20 protein-coding genes are annotated in these 17,963 nt (G+C 68.3%); 15 read left to right on the top strand and 5 right to left on the bottom strand.

The annotated features are described in order from the left end of the window. Positions 1-2: 2 nt before the first annotated feature. Positions 3-1,088, bottom strand: a complete 1,086-nt coding sequence (gene pspF, locus ED208_RS10625) for a phage shock protein operon transcriptional activator (protein ID WP_123211871.1) — start codon at positions 1,086-1,088, stop codon at positions 3-5. A gap of 185 nt (positions 1,089-1,273) precedes the next feature. On the opposite strand from pspF, the gene ED208_RS10620 reads away from it, so the two are divergent. From ED208_RS10620 to ED208_RS10595, 6 genes are all read left to right on the top strand, one after another. Continuing rightward, positions 1,274-1,651 (top strand): hypothetical protein, encoded by a 378-nt coding sequence (locus ED208_RS10620; protein WP_123211870.1) that lies wholly within the window; start codon positions 1,274-1,276, stop codon positions 1,649-1,651. Positions 1,652-1,707: 56 nt separating this feature from the next. Next, on the top strand, positions 1,708-1,926 hold the full coding sequence (locus tag ED208_RS10615; protein WP_123211869.1) for a hypothetical protein: 219 nt from the start codon (positions 1,708-1,710) through the stop codon (positions 1,924-1,926). A gap of 15 nt (positions 1,927-1,941) precedes the next feature. After that, on the top strand, positions 1,942-2,595 hold the full coding sequence (locus ED208_RS10610) for a PspA/IM30 family protein (RefSeq protein WP_123211868.1): 654 nt from the start codon (positions 1,942-1,944) through the stop codon (positions 2,593-2,595). A 12-nt stretch (positions 2,596-2,607) separates the two neighbouring features. Then, on the top strand, positions 2,608-2,922 hold the full coding sequence (gene pspB, locus ED208_RS10605; RefSeq protein ID WP_123211867.1) for an envelope stress response membrane protein PspB: 315 nt from the start codon (positions 2,608-2,610) through the stop codon (positions 2,920-2,922). A gap of 269 nt (positions 2,923-3,191) precedes the next feature. Further along, positions 3,192-3,644 (top strand): PspC domain-containing protein, encoded by a 453-nt coding sequence (locus ED208_RS10600; protein ID WP_123211866.1) that lies wholly within the window; start codon positions 3,192-3,194, stop codon positions 3,642-3,644. Between the two features lie 8 nt (positions 3,645-3,652). Continuing rightward, entirely contained in the window at positions 3,653-3,859 is a 207-nt protein-coding gene (locus ED208_RS10595; protein ID WP_123211865.1) for a hypothetical protein, read from the top strand. Between the two features lie 29 nt (positions 3,860-3,888). Here the strand turns inward: ED208_RS10595 and ED208_RS10590 are convergent, their stop codons facing one another. The 3 genes from ED208_RS10590 to ED208_RS10580 are packed head-to-tail and all read right to left on the bottom strand — an operon-like array spanning position 3,889 to position 7,307. Then, positions 3,889-4,974, bottom strand: coding sequence for a hypothetical protein (locus tag ED208_RS10590; protein WP_123211864.1), 1,086 nt, complete (start codon positions 4,972-4,974; stop codon positions 3,889-3,891). Then, the gene (locus ED208_RS10585) at positions 4,961-5,539 is read right to left on the bottom strand and encodes a sigma-70 family RNA polymerase sigma factor (RefSeq protein ID WP_123212019.1); all 579 of its coding nucleotides are present in this window, start codon (positions 5,537-5,539) and stop codon (positions 4,961-4,963) included. Before ED208_RS10585 ends, ED208_RS10590 begins: the two co-directional genes overlap by 14 nt. A 52-nt stretch (positions 5,540-5,591) precedes the next feature. Further along, positions 5,592-7,307, bottom strand: coding sequence for a vWA domain-containing protein (locus ED208_RS10580; RefSeq protein WP_123211863.1), 1,716 nt, complete (start codon positions 7,305-7,307; stop codon positions 5,592-5,594). A 197-nt stretch (positions 7,308-7,504) separates the two neighbouring features. Here ED208_RS10580 and ED208_RS10575 point away from each other — a divergent pair, with 197 nt between their 5' ends. The 3 genes from ED208_RS10575 (at position 7,505) to ED208_RS10565 (ending at position 10,150) form a co-directional block, all read left to right on the top strand. Continuing rightward, a complete protein-coding gene (locus tag ED208_RS10575) occupies positions 7,505-8,140 on the top strand; it encodes a TetR/AcrR family transcriptional regulator (RefSeq protein WP_123211862.1) in 636 nt (211 codons plus the stop codon). Between the two features lie 71 nt (positions 8,141-8,211). After that, entirely contained in the window at positions 8,212-9,291 is a 1,080-nt protein-coding gene (locus ED208_RS10570) for an efflux RND transporter periplasmic adaptor subunit (protein ID WP_123211861.1), read from the top strand. 43 nt (positions 9,292-9,334) lie between these two features. Beyond that, positions 9,335-10,150 carry an AIM24 family protein gene (locus ED208_RS10565; RefSeq protein WP_123211860.1) on the top strand — a complete coding sequence of 272 codons (816 nt, stop codon included), beginning with the start codon at positions 9,335-9,337 and terminating at the stop codon, positions 10,148-10,150. Between the two features lie 293 nt (positions 10,151-10,443). Here ED208_RS10565 and ED208_RS10560 read toward each other — a convergent pair whose 3' ends face one another. Beyond that, complete coding sequence (locus ED208_RS10560) at positions 10,444-11,355, bottom strand: hypothetical protein (protein WP_123211859.1); 912 nt, start codon at positions 11,353-11,355, stop codon at positions 10,444-10,446. Between the two features lie 102 nt (positions 11,356-11,457). Between ED208_RS10560 and ED208_RS10555 the strand changes: the two genes are divergently transcribed. The 6 genes from ED208_RS10555 (at position 11,458) to ED208_RS10530 (ending at position 17,956) form a co-directional block, all read left to right on the top strand. Further along, on the top strand, positions 11,458-12,552 hold the full coding sequence (locus ED208_RS10555) for a M48 family metallopeptidase (protein ID WP_123211858.1): 1,095 nt from the start codon (positions 11,458-11,460) through the stop codon (positions 12,550-12,552). A 93-nt stretch (positions 12,553-12,645) separates the two neighbouring features. Continuing rightward, positions 12,646-15,231: an efflux RND transporter permease subunit gene (locus ED208_RS10550; RefSeq protein WP_123211857.1), complete on the top strand. Its 2,586-nt coding sequence runs from the start codon at positions 12,646-12,648 to the stop codon at positions 15,229-15,231. Positions 15,232-15,276: 45 nt separating this feature from the next. Beyond that, the gene (locus tag ED208_RS10545; RefSeq protein WP_123211856.1) at positions 15,277-15,507 is read left to right on the top strand and encodes a DUF8778 family protein; all 231 of its coding nucleotides are present in this window, start codon (positions 15,277-15,279) and stop codon (positions 15,505-15,507) included. Then, positions 15,494-15,814, top strand: coding sequence for a type II toxin-antitoxin system PemK/MazF family toxin (locus ED208_RS10540; protein ID WP_123211855.1), 321 nt, complete (start codon positions 15,494-15,496; stop codon positions 15,812-15,814). Before ED208_RS10545 ends, ED208_RS10540 begins: the two co-directional genes overlap by 14 nt. Before the next feature lie 21 nt (positions 15,815-15,835). Then, positions 15,836-17,191: a DUF1329 domain-containing protein gene (locus ED208_RS10535; protein ID WP_123211854.1), complete on the top strand. Its 1,356-nt coding sequence runs from the start codon at positions 15,836-15,838 to the stop codon at positions 17,189-17,191. A 171-nt stretch (positions 17,192-17,362) separates the two neighbouring features. Beyond that, positions 17,363-17,956 carry a glycine zipper 2TM domain-containing protein gene (locus ED208_RS10530; RefSeq protein ID WP_123211853.1) on the top strand — a complete coding sequence of 198 codons (594 nt, stop codon included), beginning with the start codon at positions 17,363-17,365 and terminating at the stop codon, positions 17,954-17,956. Positions 17,957-17,963 lie beyond the last annotated feature (7 nt).

The following is a 17,963-nucleotide window of genomic DNA, read 5'->3' as shown; positions in this document are numbered from 1 at the left end:
CTCTACTCGCCGCGCAGCTCCTTGAGCAGGTCGTACTTGCGCAAGAGGCCGCGCAGCTGGTGGTAGTTGAGCCCCAGCAACTCCGCCGCGCGGGTCTGCCGGAACTGGGCCTGCGCCAGCGCCGCGCGCAGCAGGCGCACCTCGTAGTCAGCGACCTGGGTCTTGAAGTCGAGCGGAAACTTCCAGACCGAGGGCGGCGGCGCCAGGGGCCCGGCCACCGGGGCCACCGCGACCGGGGGCAGGGCCGCCGCCGCCGATCCGACCGTGCCGGCCGGCGCCGCCCCGGACATCCTGAACGGCGACTCGAAGGGGTCCACCGCCACCCGCTCCACCACCCGGCGGGCGTTGTCCAGGCGGTAAACGGCGCGCTCCACGGCGTTCTTCAGCTCGCGGACGTTGCCGGGCCAGGAATAGTCCAGCAGCTGCTGCTCGGCAGCCGGCGAGAAGCCGGCAAAGTATTCGCGCCCCAGTTCGCGGGCCATGCCCTCGCCGAACTTCTGCGCCAGCAACAGGATGTCCTCGCGGCGCTCGCGTAGTGGCGGCAGGGTGATGACCTCGAAGGAAAGACGATCCAGCAAGTCTTCCCGGAAGCGGCCGCTGGCGGCCATGGCCGGCAGATCGACATTGGCCGCCGCGACCACCCGCACATCCACCCGCTGAGTTTCCGAGGAGCCGACCCGCTCGAACTCGCCGTACTCCAGCACCCGCAGCAGCTTCTCCTGCAGACGCAGGCTCATGCTCGCCAGCTCGTCGAGAAACAGAGTGCCGCCATGGGCCAGCTCGAAGCGGCCGGCGCGTGCCTTCACCGCACCGGTAAAAGCGCCGGCGACATGGCCGAACAACTCCGACTCCAGCAGCTCGTCGTTGACCGCCGCGCAGTTGAACTTCACCAGCCGCTTGGCCCAGCGCTCGGACAGATAGTGCAGACGCGAGGCGATCAGCTCCTTGCCGGAGCCGCGCTCGCCGATCACCAGCACCGGCTTGCTCAGCCGCGCCGCCCGCGAGGCCTGCTCCATGACCGCCAGGAAGCACTCGGACTCGCCGACCAGGGGTGGCGGCGCAACTTCTTCGAGTTCGCTGTCTCTCATGTTTTCCATTAAGTGGTATTTTTTACCACTATTGAACTATTATCACCAATATCACGGCTCGGTTCAGACTCATAAAAACACCTATAAATCTTTTTATTTCAGCGTCTTATCAGATTTTTTTTGGCCCTGGCACGCGCCTGGCTTTATTAGGGGCACAAGCCACACACAAGCCAAGGACCAGCCCCATGAACCGCATCGCCACCCTCGCCGCTCTCGCCGCCCTTTCCTTCGCCGCTCAGGCCGAAGGGATCACCTTCAATACTCCGGTGACCTACACCCAGCCGGTCACCTACGCCGCCGGCGTCACCTATCTGGCCCCGGTCACCTACAGCCAGTCCGCCCAGGCCGGCGCCCAGCTGCGTGCCGCCGCCGAGCCGGTGGTGCTGGAGCGGGTGATCGTCACCCCGACCCGCACCTACGCCGAAAGCGAGTGGCGCGCGCTGCGTCTGGCCCGCGCCGAGAAGTCGGCCCCCAGCCGCGCCGCCCGCTACATGCAGGTGCGCAGCGAGGCCCAGCCGAGCACCACCAGCCTGCACCGCTGGCTGCGCGCGCTGGTCCAGTAAGCCGCACCCACATCCGTTACGCCCCGAAGCACCCCGTCGCGATACCGAGACTGACCATGAAATCCCTGCTCCGCTTCCTTGCCCTCGTCCTGCTGCTGGTGCTGATCGCGCCCTTCGCGCTGCTGGCCATGGTGGTGCTGGTGCCGCTGACCGCGCCCTTGCTGGCGACCGCGGCCCTGCTGCCGCTGGCGGTGCTGGCGCTGCCGTTCCTGGCCGTCTACGGCCTCTGCCGCCTGCTGGCGCGCAGCGACGATGCCAGCCCCAAGGCCGCCTGAGGCTCGGTAAAGACCATGGGCATCTTTTCCCGCACCAAGGACGTTCAGCAGGCCGATCTCGAGGCCCTGCTGAACGCCTCCGACGATCCGCTCAAGACGGCGCGTCTGATCATCAATGAAATGGAGGACACCCTCGTGGAAGCCCGTTCCGCCGCCGTCCGCGCCCTGGCGCGCAAGAAGGAGATCCAGCGCCGCATCGGCGAGCTGGACGAACAGTCCCAGGACTGGGAGCGCAAGGCCGAACTGGCCCTGGCCAAGGACCGCGAAGACCTCGCCCGTGGCGCCCTGGCCGTCAAGCTGCGACTGAGCGAGGAGCGCGCGCAGATCGTCGGCCTGCTGCCGCCGGTGGAGGCCGAGATCGAGAAGCTCGACACCGATCTCGCCGACCTGCGGGTGAAACTGGCCGAGGCGCGCAGCCGCCAGCGCCTGCTGGCCCTGCGCGGCGAGTCGGCCAGCGCCCGCAAGCAGGTCAAGGGCGCGCTCCACGAGACCAAGACCGGCGACGCGCTCGACGCCCTGGCACGCGATGTGGATCGTCTGGACGCCGAGGCGGAAGCCTATGATCTCGGCAAGCGCAAGCTGGAAGACCAGTTCGCGCAACTCGAACAGGCCGATGCGGTGGAGGGCGAGCTCGCCCGCCTGCGCGGCAAACTGCAACAGAAAAACTAAGGGCCGCCCACCGTGGACATCACCGTAGACAAACTCCCCGACGCCGCCAGCCACGCGGTCAACGTCAGCATGAGCGGCATGCCGGAAGGCATCCAGGTACTCATGGTGCTGATGGGCGTCTCGCTGGTCCTGCTGATTCTCTTCGTGGTGCCGATGTGGCTGTTCCTGCACTACCGCGCCCGCGCCAAGCGCGAGGCACCGGCGCCCGTTCTCGGCCCCGACATCGCCGAGCTGGCGCAGATCGCCCGCATCGCCGAGCGCCTGGAGCGCCGGCTGGAAGCCATGGAAACCCTGATGGACGCTGATCGTCCTGGCTGGAGACGCTAGGGTGTGTCTCCAATCAGGACATCGCTGCGTTGCCGGTCAAAAACGCGTCAGGCAAGGCGCGCGCCGACGCCAAGGCTGGCCGCCTTGGCTAGGCGAGCAACGCAGCATGACGCGTTTTTGGCCAGCAACCCTTCGGGGCGGGACTGTTTTGGGGCATTGCGGCGTCAGCGAGTCTTTCGATGGCATCAACCATCGCGCAGCCTCGCTTCCTTGCACTGCCCCAAAACAGCCTTCCGCCGCAGTGATGTCCTGATTGGAGACACACCCTCATGAGCAACAACTCGAAGTTCCGTACCGGCTTTCTTGCCGAGATGCGCCGCTACCCCGGAGACGGCTGGATTTCCGGCGTCTGCGCCGGCATCGCCGACTACTTTGACTGGAAGCTCAAGCTGGTCCGGCTGGTGGTGGTGCTGCTGGCGATCTTCACCGCCTTCTGGGCCGTGTTCGTCATCTACGCCGTGCTCTGGTATCTGATGGACGACGGCGACCAGCTGCCCGGCCCGCGTCCGAAGTGGAACGACTACACGCCGCCGGCGCCGAGTGCCCCGACCGGCGGTGGCGGCTCCGGCGGCACGGCGACGGTGAGCACCGACCTGCGCGAGATCAAGGAACGCTTCTCGCGCCTGGACGAACGCCTGCGCCGCATGGAGGAAACCGCCCTGTCCAAGGATGACGCCCTGAAGCGCGAGATCGAAAAGCTCGAACGCGACGAGAAGAGCTGAGCACGACCATGGGCACTCTCTTCGTCCTGATCGGCTGGCTGATCCTGTTCGTGCTCTGCTGGCCGCTGGCCTTGCTGGCCCTGCTGCTCTGGCCGCTGGTCTGGCTGATCAGCCTGCCGTTCCGCCTGCTCGGCATCGCGGTGGACGGCGTGTTCGGCCTGCTGCGGGCCCTGCTGACACTACCGGCGCGGGTGCTGGGCGCTAAACCGGGCTGAGCGAGGCCGCCGCCGGGAGCCGGAGCCAGTCAGCGCTCCGGTTCCAGCCGGCGGTACTCGCCCTTGAAGTCAGACTCGCAGTCGCCGGCCAGCAGGCGCCGCCCGGCCTCGGTCTCCAGGGGCTCCAGCCAGAGCCGGCAGTCGCCCTCGCCGCCCAAGCCCAGCAGCTGTTCGCGATCCCCTTCGATGCAGCGGCGCTCGCCGCTCGCCAGCAGCTCGCCGCCGGCCGACCGCAGGCGGTATCGGCCGGGCGGCAACTCCAGCACCCGGCCCTGATCGTCGCGGTAGCGCCACGCGGTTTCCGCGCCGGTGGCGACGGCTGCCTGCGCCAGCGGCCGGGGCGCCGTCTTTGCGGCGACCGGACCGCGCGCCTGCCAGGCCGCAGCCGGCGCTGCCGCGACCGCCGCATCGGCGTTGGCGTTGGCGTTGGCATCGGCAAGGCTCGCCGCCGGACCTGGGCCGTCGGGAGCGGGAGCAGGCGCCATCGACATCAGCGCCGGTGGCGGTGGCGGTGATGGCGGTGCCGGGGTCGAGGTCGGGGTCGGGGTCGGGGTCGGTTCGGCCTGGGCTAGCACCGGCGGCGGCACTGCGGCGACGGCAGCGGCCTGCTTCGCCGACGCCTCCGCCTCCCGCTGGCGCGCCGATGCCATGGCGGCCTGGTTCGCCGACAACGCGGCCCGCGCCCGTGCCCTGTCCTGATCCCGCCGCGCTGCTTCAGCAAGGCTACGCGCGGCCTCGGCAGGCCTAGCGGTCGCCGCAGCCTGCTGCTCGGCCAGTGGCGCCGCCGCCGACCCCGAAGCCAGCATCGCCGCCTCCGCGCCATCCGCCTGCTGCGCCGGCAATACCGCTGGCGGCAGGGGCTCGCGCTGCACGCGGCTCAGCAGACCGAAGCCCAGCACCAGGGTTGCGGCCAGCGACAGCGGCAGGCGCCAGCCTTGCAGCACCCCACGCCGGGCCGGCAGCGCGGCCCGGGCCTGCGCCAGCACCTGCGCATCCAAGGCCGGCGGCGGTTGTTCACGGGAGGCGGCGCGGTAGCGCGCGAGCTGCGGCCCCTGGCCGGCGAGGAACTCCTCCAGCTCGCGGTCGTCCGGAGGCAGATGCTCAGGGCCAGACATCGGCAAGCTCCTTTCGCAGTTTGGCCAGCGCATAGCGCAGGCGGGATTTCACGGTTTCCCGGCCCACGCCCTGCTCGGTGGCGATCTCTTCCAGACTCAAGCCGGCCTCGGCCTGCAACAGAAAAGCCTGGCGCTGCTCCGGCGACAGGCCGGCCAGCGCCGTCAGCAGGCGCTGCGCCTGCTCGGCCTGACCGGCGCGTGCCGGCGGACTGCGGTGTTCGGAATCGGCGAGACGCTCGTCGTCCTCGTCCAGCGCGTCCTGCGGTCGACGCAGGCGCCAGTGATCGACCAGCCGGCTGTGCGCCAGCCGGTAGAGCCAGGTGGCGAAGCGCGCGCTCGGCCGGTAGCTGGTCCGGGTGCGGATCAGCGTCGACCAGACCTCCTGAAACAACTCGGCGGCGCTCGCCTGGTCGCAGCCCTGGCGCAGGAAGTAGCGCCAGAGCCCGTCCTTGTGACGCCGGTAGAGCGGCTCGAAGGCGGCGGCCTCACCGGCGGCGTAACGCTGCATCAGCCCTTCGTCACTAACGGAGTCGTCGGCGGCAGGATCGGCGATGGACGCGGGCATGACCGCATCATCGGCCAAAGACCGCGCCGCCGGAAAGGCGAGCCCGAGACTTTCACTCACCGTTCACGGCGGCGCCGGCCGGCGGCCGCGCCGACAAGCCCTGCGCCAAGCCAAGCAGCTGCAGGAAATCACCGAGATTGTTGCCGGCATCCGCCGCCGAGGCGCCGCGCGCCAGGGCCGCGATCTGCGGGTAGTCGTAGCCCTCCAGATAGCGACCATCGCGCAGGCGCTGACCGAAGGCCGCCACCGCCGCCGCCAGCCGCAGCGAAGCACTGGCCTCGGCGAAGCGCTGATGGGCGTCGGGCCGCCGGACCGGCTGCTCGATCAGACGGCTCTGGTCCTGATCCGGCCGCTTGTAGCGCAGGCGCACGAACGCCAGCTCGGCGTTCTTGGCGGTCAGCGTCGGTGACGGCGCGCTGCCATAGCGCAGCGGCTCGTTGCGCTCGCCGCCCTCGCCGACCAGCGCAATTTCGTAGAGCGCGGTGACGCTGTGGCCGGCGCCGATGTCGCCGGCATCGACCGCGTCGTTGCTGAAATCCTCGCGCCGGAGCGCGCGGTTCTCGTAGCCGATCAGCCGGTACTCGCTGACCTGCGCCGGGTTGAATTCGACCTGCACCTTCACATCGCGAGCGATGGTCAGCAGGGTCGCCGCGCGCTGCGCCACCAGCACTTTCTGCGCCTCCTGCAGGGAGTCGATGTAGGCGTGGTTGCCGTCACCGGCATCGGCCGCCTGCTCCATCAGATGATCGTTGTAGTTGCCGCCGCCGTAGCCCAGCGTGGTGAGCGCGATGCCGGTCTTGCGCTTCTCCTTGATGAGATCAATCAGCGACTCGAAGCGGGTGACGCCGAGATTGAAGTCGCCGTCGGTGGCCAGCAGCACGCGGTTGTTGCCGCCCTTGATATAGGCCTTCTCGGCCTGCTGGTAGGCCAGCGTGATACCGGCCGCACCGGCGGTGCCGCCGCCGGCCTGCAGGCGGTCGATGGCCTGCTCGATGGCAGCGGTCTGGTCGCCGGGGGTCGGCTCCAGAACCACCTCGGTACCGCTGGCATAGGTGACCAGGCTGATGCGGTCGCGCGCCGTGAGCTGGCGGGCCAGGAGCTTGAGCGAGGAACGCACCAAGGGCAGCTTGCTCGGCTCGTTCATCGAGCCCGAGACATCGACCAGGAACACCAGATTCGAAGCCGGCAGCGGTCCAGCCGGCTGATAGCCCTTGAGGCCGATGCGCAGCAGCTTGGTGTTGGCGTTCCAGGGCGTCGGCGCCACTTCGGTATAGACCGCGAACGGGGTCTCCGGCGTGCGCGGCGGCGCGTCGCCGTAGTCGAAGTAGTTGATGAATTCCTCGACCCGCACCGCATCCGCCGGCGGCAGCCGCCCCTCGCCCAGGATGCGCCGGGTATTGCTGTAGCTGCCGGTATCGACGTCGATACTGAAGGTGGACACCGGCTGCTCACTGACCTGCCGCACCGGGTTCTGCTCCGGCGCCTGGTATTTCTCGCGGTCCGCTGCCACCGGTGGCGGCAGCGGCGGCGCGGGCGCCATCAGGTAGGCCGCGCCGACGGCGGCCATGCGCTGGCTGCTGCTCTTGGCCTGGGCGCGGGCATCGGCCTCGGCGCGGGTGGCGGCGGCGAACGCGGCGGGTGCCGGAGCGGCCTCGGGGAGCGGTGGCGGCGGCGCAGCTGGCGGCGGGCTGGCGGTGGTCGAGCAGGCCAGCAGGCTGGCGGTGGTCAGCAGCAGGGCGAGGCGGGGCAGACAGGGGCGTGGCGGCATGGGAGTCTCCGGCAGGGTCATCGCCATAAACGGCGCATGCCGGCAAACGGGGTTAAGTCGGCGGAACACAGGCCGGCTCCCAGCCGCTGGCTGCGGGTGGAAGGCAGCTGCGATAATGCCGACCGAACGATCTCCATTCCCGAACCCCGCCGCAAGGACGCCGCGCCCGCCAGGGCGCCATTCGCCGCTCAAGCCCGATGGCCCGAAAACCCGCACACCTGCAGGAAGACACGCTGGGAACCCTGCGCGCGCACGCCTTCGAACTGTTCGGCCGCTTCGGCTACGAGGGCGTTTCCATCGGCGACATCGCCAAGGGCGCCAAGCTCAGCAAGGGGGCGCTGTACTGGCACTTCCCGGGCAAGGAAGCGCTCTATCTGGACTGCCTGAAGCGCCTGCACGACATCTTCAACGAAGACGTGTTCGCACCCATGCGGCAGTCCCCCGACGGCGCGCTGGGCATCGTCATCATGTTCCAGGGCCTGGTGCGACTGTTCGCCGATCCGCGCATCCAGCACGGCGTCGCGGGCTACTGGCTGATTCCCTCGACCCCGGAGACCGCCGAGCTGATCGCCGCCCAGCGCGCCTTCGAGTCGGAGAGCCAGAAAGCCATCGCCGACGCCCTGCGGCGCGGCGTCGCCGCCGGCCAGTTGGATCTCGGCGACGATCTGGAGGACATGGCAAGGGCGATCATCTCCCTGATCGAGGCCTTCGTGCTGCCGATGCGGCACCTCACGCCGGACGAGATCCGGCCGCTGATCGGGGTGCTGGCGCGGACCCTGTTCCGCGCCTATGCCAAGGGCGAGCAGCTGACCGCGCTGGTGGCCCGCATTTAGCGCCCCGACGCGGAACTAAGCCCCAGGCCCCGGGCTCCATCCGGGGCCCCAATCTCGACCCAGGATTCCCAATGCGCTTGAGCCTGCTGACCACGCCGCTGCTGCTAGGCCTGCTGGCCGCCTGCTCCGAAGGCGGCGGCGCGGCCGCCCCCCAGAGCCCGAAGAAGGCCGCACCGCCGGTGCTGGTGCAAGTCGCCTCGGTGGAAAAGCAGCCGCTGCGGCGCAGCCTGAATGCGGTCGGCAGCCTGGAGTCCAACGAGTCGGTGACCATCGCCGCCGAAGTCGCCGGCCGGGTCAGCCGCATCGGCTTCGCCGAAGGCCAGCCGGTGGCGCGCGGCACCGTGCTGATCGAACTCGACGACATCCTCAACCGTGCCGAACTGGCGCAGGCCCAGGCCAATCTGGCGCTGGCCGAACGCAACGACCGCCGCGCCGGGGAGATCGCCCAGCGCGGCCTGATCGCCGCCAGCGAGCGCGACAGCGTCGCCGCCGCCCTGGCAGTCAATCGCGCGGCGGTGCAGATGGCGCAGGCCAAGCTGGCGAAGATGCGCATCCTCGCTCCCATCGCCGGTGTCGCCGGCCTGCGCACGGTGGCTGTCGGTGACTACGTCTCGCCCGGCCAGGCGCTGGTGAACCTGGAGGCAATGAACCCGATGAAGCTGGACTTCCGCCTGCCGGAATCGGCGCTGCCGCTGCTGGCCCCCGGGCAGAAATTGCAGGCCGAGGTCGATGCCTACCCCGGCGAGCGCTTCGCCGGCGAGGTCTACGCCATCGACCCGCGTATCGCCGACAGCAGCCGCAGCATCGCCGTGCGCGCGCGCCTCGAAAACGCCGGCGGCCGCCTCAAGCCCGGCCTGTTCGCGCGCGTGCAACTGGAAACCTCGGTACGCGAGGATGCCCTGGTGGTGCCGGAGCAGGCGGTATTCCCGCAGGGCGAGCAGCTGTTCGTCTACGTGATCGCTGACGCCAAGGCCGAGCTGCGCACGGTGAAGGTCGGCCAGCGCGAACCCGGCCGCGCCGAGATCACCGAAGGTCTCAAGGCCGGCGAGCAGGTGGCGGTGGCTGGCCTGCAGAAGCTCAGCCCCGGCGCCAGCGTGCAACTGCAAGCCGGCGCCGAACCGCCCTCATCCGGCGGCGACGCGGCGCACTGATTTTTCCCTTTCCCCCCAAAACCGACACACGGAGAACCGGCCCATGGCCATGGACGTCATCGACTACAAGCTCTACGGCGAAGACATGCAGTTCGTCGAGATCGAACTCGACCCGGGCGAGGCCGCCATCGGCGAGGCCGGCGCCATGATGTTCATGGAAGACGGCGTGGTGATGGACACCCTGTTCGGCGATGGCTCGGCGCAGAGCAAGGGCTTCTGGAACAAGCTGGCCGGCGCCGGCAAGCGGCTGATTACCGGCGAGGGCCTGTTCACCACCGTGTTCCAGAACCAGGCGCCGGTCGGCAAGAAGAAGGTCGCCTTCGCCGCGCCCTACCCCGGCACCATCATCCCGGTGAACCTGCCCGAAGTCGGCGGCACCCTGATCTGCCAGAAGGACTCTTTCCTCTGCGCCGCCAAGGGCGTGAGCCTGGGCATCGCCTTCCAGCAGAAGCTGGGCGTCGGCCTGTTCGGCGGCGAGGGCTTCATCATGCAGAAGCTGGAGGGCGACGGTCTCGCCTTCGTGCACGCCGGCGGCACCCTGTACCGCCGCGACCTCGCCCCCGGCGAAGTGCTGCGCGTCGACACCGGCTGCATCGTCGCCCTGCAACCCAGCGTCTCCTTCGACATCCAGTACGTCGGCAAGCTCAAGAGCGCGCTGTTCTCCGGCGAAGGCCTGTTCTACGCCCTGCTGCGCGGCCCCGGCACGGTATGGCTGCAATCGCTGCCGCTGTCGCGCATGGCCAACCGCATCGTCATGGCCGCCCCGGCCATCGGCGGCAGCTCGCGCGACCAGGGCTCGCTGCTCGGCGGCGTCGCCACCGGCGGCCTGCTTGGTGGGCTGCTGGGTGGGGATGAGTGAGGCCGCGGGAAGAACTTCGATCAGTGTGAGCGCCGCGCAGCAGCGCCCCGGTGCGGCCAAGGCCGCCTGAAGAGGCCAGAACAGAGCGCGCGCCGCGCAGCAGCGCCCCTCCGCAGCCCGGTTCAAATGGCACTCCGTCGCCGAACCCGAGTCGCGGCTAGCCCTGAGCCCAGCCCAGCCCAACCGCCCCCACCTCAATCCTCCCCCGCACGCGGGGGAGGAGGGACTTGGGCGCGCTGGCGCAGCGGAGGAGGCCAGGAGCGCCGTGATCGAAGCCTGTGGCAAGCTCGTTCCTAGGGCGCACAAGCAAACACACTGAGATAGAAGTCCGTCCCCGAAGCCGAGCGCCCGGCCGTGAAGCTCTGCCCAGTCGCTTCCTCGCCCAGCAGCGCCAGAGCCTCGGCGATCCGCTCCTCGCTGCGGTCGTCGTCGGCCTGCACCTGATTGCGGCCGGCCGGGTAGCCGCCGCCGGCTTCCTGGGCCAGGCTCAGCCAGCGCAGGCGCACCCGGCCGAGATCGGCATGCGCGATCTTGCCGGTCTGGCTGGATTGCAGCGCCAGACGCGCCGCCAACTGCTCTGCGCGGGTCCGACTGGCCGCCCCGCCGGACTCGCAGGCGAACACGTCAATGTCGTAGCCCAGCGCCTTGCCTTGCGCGACGATCTTCTTGTCTGGCCAGCGCGCCGCCGTTGCCGTTGCTGTGGCTGTGGTCGTGGCCGCCACCATCGGCGCGGCGACCAGCGGTGCAGTGCCGGCCACCATCTTGGCGGCGGCCACCGCCACGGGTTCGGCGCGCTGCTCGGCGGCGTCGCTGAGGCACTCCTTGGCGTAGAGCACGGCGTTGCGCTCGGCCGGCGTCAGCGCGGTTTCGCGGATGTGGGCGTAGTTGAGCACCGCCGCGCACCACACCGCCTTGGCGCGTGGATCGCCAACCAGGGCCACGTAAGTCGCCGCCAATACCAGTGAGCCGTCGCTGGCCTCCTTGAGCAGGCCTTCGATCTTTCCGTAAAGCTCGAACTGCTGCTTGTCGCGGTATTGCAGCTCCGCAAAGGCCCGGCCGGCGGTCTCGGCGGCCAGTTGCGCGTCGCCGGCTTTCTGCTTTGCCAGCTCGGCCTGCCAGGCGCCATAGCTGGCAGCGCCGGTGGACACCAAGCCCAGTAGCGCGGCGATGCCGCTGACCCAGTTGTTGAAGCTTCCCTCTGCCATGATGCTTCTCCCTTGATGGTTGTTGCTTTCTGAGCCGACACCCCTGCCGGCCTCCCGATCCTACGCCCGCCGCCCTGCCCACCCCCAAGCCCGCTCATCGGCATGAACTTCACCGCCCTCGTCCACGGTCCCGGTCTGCCCACGACCGGCGCCCGTCTGCCTGTCCAGCTCGACAGCTACCAGTTGCAACTCGGCCTGCCCGAGGGCCGCCGTCTGTCGCTGCCGCTGGGCGAGTTGCAGCTCTCGGTGGGCGGCTTCAACGACAGCGTCTGGCGCTTCGAGTGGCAGGACGGTCAAGGCCGCTGGTCGCTGGCACTGGAGGATGCCGCGCTGCAACAGCAACTGGCGGCGCAACCACCAGCGGCACTGGCCACCGCCATCGCCGGCTTGCGCGGCCATCAGCGTCGTCACCGCGCCGTCTGGCGGCTGAGCGTCGGCGCCATGCTGCTGTGGTTCCTGCTGCCGGCGCTGCTGCTGGGCCTGCTGCTGTGGAATGCCAGCGCACTCACCAGCCGGCTCGCCGGCCTGGTGCCGGTGGCGCAGGAACAGAAGCTGGGCGAAGCCATCTGGAAAGCGCAGCAGCGCCAATTGCGGCTGATCGAGAACACTGAGGCCAACCGCGCGGTGCAAACCATCGGCGAACGGCTCACCGCCGGCTCGCGCTACCACTACCGCTGGTTTCTGGCGCGCGACAACAGCATCAATGCCTTCGCCATTCCGGGCGGTGTGGTGGTGGTCCACAGCGGCCTGATCGCCGCCGCCGGCAGCGCCGAAGAGCTGGCCGGCGTGCTTGCGCACGAGGTGCAGCACGTCGAGCAGCGGCACTCGCTGCGGGCGATGGCGCAGAGCCTGGGCATCAGCGCCGGCCTGGGGATGATCTTTGGCGATCTCTCGGGGATCGCGCAGATGGTCACCGGGCTGAGCCAGTTGTCCTACTCCCGCGAGGCCGAGCGCGAAGCCGACCTGGAGGGCTTGAAAGCCCTGCGCGCCGCGCGGATCAACCCGGCCGGCATGCCCAGCATGTTCGAGACCCTGCAACGCGAAGCCGGCGATTTGCAGCCGCCGGCGCTGCTGTCCTCGCACCCGGCGACCCAAGAGCGTATCGCCAGCCTGCGCGCCGCCATCGCCGCCAGCGGCGACTGGCCCAGCGAGCCGCTGGAACTGGACTGGCCGGCCGTGCAGGCCAGCCTGCGCTGAGGCGGCTGGCAGGTCGCGGCGCATCGCGTAAGCTTTCCGCCAGATCAGCCAGCAAACGGAGGAGTTGTGGCGGCAGACGGCGCGCGTCCCGGAGTGACCGAGGCGATCCTGCGGGCGGTGATTCCGCTGATCTATGCCCGGCGCTGGCTGAGCTTCTCGGTGCTGCTGCTGCTGAGCTTGCTGTTCGGCCTCCAGGCCCTCCAGTTGAAACCGGATGCCGGTTTCGAGAAGCAGATTCCGCTCGAACACCCCTACATGAAGGTGTTCAAGGAGTACCAGCAGGCCTTCGGCGGCGCCAACCTGATCAGCATCGCGCTGATGCGCGAGGGCGGCGCCGTCGCTCCGGGCGCAGAAAAGCCAACGATCTACGACCCGCTGTTCCTCGACCGCCTGAAGACGCTCAGCGACGCGGTGTTCTTCCTGCCCGGCGTCGACCGCACGCGGGTGTCCTCGCTGTTCACCCCCGACCTCACCTATTTCGAGGTGGTGGAAGGCGGCATCAATCTCGGCAACGTGGTGCCGCGCAACTACACGCCGAGCCCGGAGATGCTCGCCGACATCCGCCAGCGGGTGGCCAAGGCCGGGATCATCGGCCGCTATGTCGCCAGCGACCAGAACGGCGCGCTGATCGTCGCCGAGCTGTTGGAGCATCATCCGGTCACTGGCGAGAAGCTCGACTACAAGCGCCTCGCCGACCTGCTGGAAGACCAGCTGCGCCAGCGCATCGCCTCACCAACGCTCTACGAGTACCGGCTGAAGGCCGACCACGCACCCTACCGGGCCGGCGACATCGTCTGGCATGGCTACACCGACTACGGCTGGAAGCTGCGCTACCAGCGCTTCGAGGCCGAGCAGAAGGACGCCGAGGGCCAGGCGATCTTGGTCGACGGCGACGAGTTGAGCGTGAAGGCGGTTGCCAATCCCGACTACGCGCCGGGCTTGAGCGTGCACATCATCGGCTTCGCCAAGGTGATCGGCGATGTCACCGACGCCAGCACCGAGGTGATCGCCTACTTCTTCGTGGCGATGGCGCTGACCCTGGGCCTGCTCTGGTGGTTCTGCGGCTCGCTGCGGCTGGCGCTGCTGCCGCTGCTGGCGGCGCTGGTGGCGGTGGTCTGGGAGCTGGGCCTGCTGCGACTGGCCGGTTTCGGCCTCGATCCCTTCGCGATCCTGGTGCCCTTCCTGATCCTTTCCATCGGCGTCAGCCACGGCGTGCAGTACGTCAACGGCTGGGCCAACGAGGTGGCGGAGAACCAGTTCACGCCGCTGGAAGCCTCGATCCAGACCTTCCGCCGCCTGGCGATTCCCGGCACCATCGCCATCCTCACCGACGTCATCGGCTTTGCCACGCTCGCTTTCATCCAGATCGACATCGTCCGCGAGATGGCGCTCAACGCGGCGATGGGCATGGCGGCGGTGATCGCCACCAACAAGCTGCTGCTGCCGATCCTGCTCAGCTGGGTGCGGGTGGCCGATCCGGCGCAGTTCGCCGCGCGCCACCATCGCCGGCGCGCGATGGGCGAGCCGCTGTGGCGGCGCCTGAGCGTGTTCGCCACCGCGCGCGGCGCGCTGCCGCTCTTGGCGCTGTGCCTGCTGGCACTGGCCTGGGCGATCCATATGTATCCCAAGCTCACCGTCGGCGACGCCCAGGCCGGGGTGCCGGAGTTGCGCCCCGACAGCCGCTACAACCACGATTCGGCGGTGGTGGTGAACAACTTCGCCATCGGCGTCGATATTCTCAAGGTGATCGCCGAGACCGGCGAGTACGGCTGCCTCGATCACCGGGTGATGGACAATCTCGACGGCCTGGTCTGGCGCCTGCAGAACACCGAGGGCGTGGCCTCGGCGCTGGCGCTGCCGACCGTGGCGCGCGAAGTGCGCGGCCTGTGGAACGAGAACGCGCCGAGCTGGAAGGTGCTGCCGCGCAACCGCGACGCGATGGCGCAACTGGTCGGGCGCATTCCCTCTTCCGCCGGCCTGCAGAACCTCGATTGCTCGCGCATGCCGGTGCTGGTGTTCACCAGTGACCACCGCGCCGAGACCCTCGACCGGGTGCTGGCGGTGGTGAAGGACTACCAGGCGCAGGAGGCGCCAGGCAGCGGCGTCAACTACCGGCTCGCCAGCGGCAATGTCGGCGTGATGGCCGCCACCAACGAGGAGATCCGGGCCCGCGAGGTGGTGGTGATCGTCTGGGTGCACCTGACCCTGCTGATCTTCGTCTGGCTGTCGTTCCGCTCACTGGCCGCGGTGATCTGCATCATCACCCCGCTGGTGCTCTGCTCGCTGCTCACCTACGGCTTCATGGCCAGCATCGGCATCGGCATGAAGGCGGCGACCCTGCCGGTGGCGGCCTTCGGGGTCGGCATCGGCGTTGACGACGGCATCTATCTCTGGGGCGTGTTCGCCCACTACCTCGGGCGCGGCTTGAGCCTGCGCGAGGCCTACATGCAGGCCCTGCGCTCGACCGGCAAGGCGGTGCTGTTCACCTCGCTGACCCTGATCGTCGCGGTGGCGATGTGGCTGTTCTCCGGCCTGCAGTTCCAGGCCGACATGGGCCTGCTGCTGGTGACCATGTTCACCGCCAACCTGCTCGGCGCGCTGCTGATGCTGCCGGCTCTGGCCTGGCTGTGCGCGAAGTTCCTGCCGATGAAACCCTCGGGTGGCCTGACGATCCAATAAACATCGTTGCGATAATATATAGACGATGAAAATTGGAGCCATGCCATGACCCAGCTATTGATGAGCCTCCCCGACGCGCTTGCCGCGCGGCTCAAGTCGGCCGTGCCTGCGCGGCAGCGCAGCAAGTTCATCGCCGAGCTGCTCGAACGCGAACTCGACAAGCAGGAGTCCGCCCTCTACCAGTCGGCGCTGGCCGTGGAGCAGGACAGCCGACTGCGGGAGGAAATGGCCGACTGGGACATCACCAGCCCGGACGGCCTCGATGCAGCGCGGTGAGTTATGGTGGGTCAACCTCGACCCCACGCTCGGCTCCGAGATTCGCAAGACCCGCCCCTGTGTGATCTTGAGCGTCGATGCCCTCAATCGCGCCCGAAGGACCGTGGTCGTGGTGCCCTTGACCAGCAGCGCGACCCCACGCCCACCCATCGTGCTAGCCCTGCCCTCGGCCGGCGAAGGCATTCGTGCGGTCTGCGATCAGGTAAGGACCGTGGACAAGCAGAGGCTCTTGAACAAATCCGGACGCCTGACCACCAAGGATATGAACCAGCTCGAAGCCGCCTTGCGGCAGGTGCTGGGGCTGTAAACCCAACGAGGAGAAAACAACATGACTCGCCATCTGCCGGCCCTGCTGCTGGCCGTGGGACTTATCCAGCTACCACCGGCCCTCGCCAAAGTCAGCACCGCCGAAGCAGCCAAGCTCGACACCGAGCTGACCCCCATGGGCGCCGAGCGCGCCGGCAACAAGGCCGGCACTATCCCGGCCTGGGAAGGTGGCCTGCCGCAGAAGGACTATCCGCGCGGGGCGAATCCCTATGCCGAGGACAAGCCGCTCTACACCATCACCAGCGCCAACCTGAAGCAGTACGAGGCCTTGCTGACCGAAGGCCAGAAGATGCTGTTCAAGACCTTTCCGGACAGCTACCAGATGCCGGTCTACCCGACCCGGCGCAGCGCCAGCTACCCGGCCTGGTTCAACGAGGCAACCAAGAACAACGCCACCAGGGTCGAGCTGACCAACGAGGGTTACGGCTTCAAGGGCGCGGCGCAGGGTTATCCCTTCCCCATCCCCAAGAACGGCACCGAGGTGATGTGGAATCACATCATGCGCTACAACACCAAGGGCTTTAAGGGTTACCTCAACGCGATTCCAACCCAGGCCGACGGCAGCTGGGTGGCCGAGCGCAATTACGTGGAGCTGAGCTTCGTCTACAACAACCCGAAGACCACGCTGGACACGCTCAACAACCAGAACCTCTACGCGCTGATCAAGACCGTTGCCCCGCCGAACAAGGCCGGCACCTCCGACCTGCTGCACGTACCCATCGACCGCAAGGCCGAGAACACCGGCGTCTGGGAGTTCAATCCCGGCTTGCAGCGGGTGCGGCGTATCGGCGAAGTCGGCTACGACAACCCCTTGTTCGACGGCCTGATGACCCACGACCAGTTGGACATGTTCAACGGCCCGCTGGACCGCTACACGATCAAGCTGGTCGGCAAGAAGGAGGTGCTGATCCCCTACAACAGCTACCGCCTCTACGACCCCAAGCTCAAGTACAAGGACATCGCCCAGAAGGGGCATATCCGCCGCGACCTCACCCGCTATGAACTGCACCGCTGCTGGGTGATCGAGGCGGAGGTCAAGCCCGGCTTCAACCACCGCTACAAGAAGCGCACGTTCTGGCTCGACGAGGATTCCTGGATCGTGCACTTGCAGGACATCTACGACGAGCGCGGCCAGTTCTGGCGCACCGCCGAGAGCCATTCGATCAACTTCGCCAACGTGCCGGTGGTGGTCAACGGCGTGCAGGTGCATTACGACCTGCAATCGCGCCGCTACGTCGCCATCAACCTCACCAACGAGGAATCCAAGCTGATCGAGTACGACTGGGAAAAGGACCCCAAGTACTTCACGCCGCAGCAGTTGCAGAAGTTCGCCACCGCCGGCAAGACCGGTGGCTGAGCCGGAGCGTGCTTGCGGAATCCGTAGCAATTCGCGCTCCGGGAGAACCCAGCTTCGACGCCCGCCAGCGAATCCCCAAAACAACGGAAAAAATTCAGGGACAATTCAGTTCACCCGCCTAGTGTGCCTACCAGCCCGCAATCCACGCGGGTGCACGCCCTGGAGCCTTCCATGCACAAGCCCACCCTGATCGCCCTCGTCACCGCCAGCAGCCTGTTCACCACCGTCGCTGAGGCCGGAGGTCGCTACCAGGGCGGCTACGACCGCGACTACCGCGAAACCGACTACGCCCAGGTGATTTCCTCGCGCCCGGTCTACAGCCAGGTCCGGGTCAGCCAGCCGCGCCAGGAGTGCTGGGACGAGCGGGTGACCTACCGCGACAGCTACCGTGGCGGTGGCGGCCGTGGCAACTCGTTCGACAACACCGCCGGCGCGGTGCTGGGCGGCGTCATCGGCGGCGCCGCCGGCCATCAGTTCAGCGAGGGCTCGGGCAAGCAGATCGCCACCGCCATCGGCGCGCTGATCGGTGCCAGCGTCGGCTCCAACGCCGTCCGCAACAGCTACTCGCGCGGCGATGATTACTACCGCGAGCGGGTCGCCTACGAGCCGCGTTGCCGCACCGTCGAAGACAGCCGCTACGAAGAACGCATCGAAGGTTACGATGTGACCTACCGCTACAACGGCCGCAGCTACAGCACCCGCATGCCCTATGACCCCGGCAACCGCATTGCGGTCGAGGTCGAGGTCGCTCCGGCGCGCTACTAACCCCTCA

The sequence above is a fragment of the Stagnimonas aquatica genome, assembly GCF_003730135.1.
Lineage (GTDB): Bacteria > Pseudomonadota > Gammaproteobacteria > Nevskiales > Nevskiaceae > Stagnimonas > Stagnimonas aquatica.
The sequence above is the reverse complement of the archived record's forward strand: the minus strand, read 5'-3'. Positions and strand labels throughout refer to the sequence as shown.

Bases quoted from the DNA above. Each gene is read 5' to 3' on its own strand.
- pspF (WP_123211871.1), bottom strand. From the start codon at position 1,088: ATGAGAGACAGCGAACTCGAAGAAGTTGCGCCGCCACCCCTGGTCGGC.
- ED208_RS10620 (WP_123211870.1), top strand. From the start codon at position 1,274: ATGAACCGCATCGCCACCCTCGCCGCTCTCGCCGCCCTTTCCTTCGCC.
- ED208_RS10615 (WP_123211869.1), top strand. From the start codon at position 1,708: ATGAAATCCCTGCTCCGCTTCCTTGCCCTCGTCCTGCTGCTGGTGCTG.
- ED208_RS10610 (WP_123211868.1), top strand. From the start codon at position 1,942: ATGGGCATCTTTTCCCGCACCAAGGACGTTCAGCAGGCCGATCTCGAG.
- ED208_RS10600 (WP_123211866.1), top strand. From the start codon at position 3,192: ATGAGCAACAACTCGAAGTTCCGTACCGGCTTTCTTGCCGAGATGCGC.
- ED208_RS10595 (WP_123211865.1), top strand. From the start codon at position 3,653: ATGGGCACTCTCTTCGTCCTGATCGGCTGGCTGATCCTGTTCGTGCTC.
- ED208_RS10590 (WP_123211864.1), bottom strand. From the start codon at position 4,974: ATGTCTGGCCCTGAGCATCTGCCTCCGGACGACCGCGAGCTGGAGGAG.
- ED208_RS10585 (WP_123212019.1), bottom strand. From the start codon at position 5,539: ATGCCCGCGTCCATCGCCGATCCTGCCGCCGACGACTCCGTTAGTGAC.
- ED208_RS10580 (WP_123211863.1), bottom strand. From the start codon at position 7,307: ATGCCGCCACGCCCCTGTCTGCCCCGCCTCGCCCTGCTGCTGACCACC.
- ED208_RS10575 (WP_123211862.1), top strand. From the start codon at position 7,505: ATGGCCCGAAAACCCGCACACCTGCAGGAAGACACGCTGGGAACCCTG.
- ED208_RS10570 (WP_123211861.1), top strand. From the start codon at position 8,212: ATGCGCTTGAGCCTGCTGACCACGCCGCTGCTGCTAGGCCTGCTGGCC.
- ED208_RS10565 (WP_123211860.1), top strand. From the start codon at position 9,335: ATGGCCATGGACGTCATCGACTACAAGCTCTACGGCGAAGACATGCAG.
- ED208_RS10560 (WP_123211859.1), bottom strand. From the start codon at position 11,355: ATGGCAGAGGGAAGCTTCAACAACTGGGTCAGCGGCATCGCCGCGCTA.
- ED208_RS10555 (WP_123211858.1), top strand. From the start codon at position 11,458: ATGAACTTCACCGCCCTCGTCCACGGTCCCGGTCTGCCCACGACCGGC.
- ED208_RS10545 (WP_123211856.1), top strand. From the start codon at position 15,277: ATGACCCAGCTATTGATGAGCCTCCCCGACGCGCTTGCCGCGCGGCTC.
- ED208_RS10540 (WP_123211855.1), top strand. From the start codon at position 15,494: ATGCAGCGCGGTGAGTTATGGTGGGTCAACCTCGACCCCACGCTCGGC.
- ED208_RS10535 (WP_123211854.1), top strand. From the start codon at position 15,836: ATGACTCGCCATCTGCCGGCCCTGCTGCTGGCCGTGGGACTTATCCAG.
- ED208_RS10530 (WP_123211853.1), top strand. From the start codon at position 17,363: ATGCACAAGCCCACCCTGATCGCCCTCGTCACCGCCAGCAGCCTGTTC.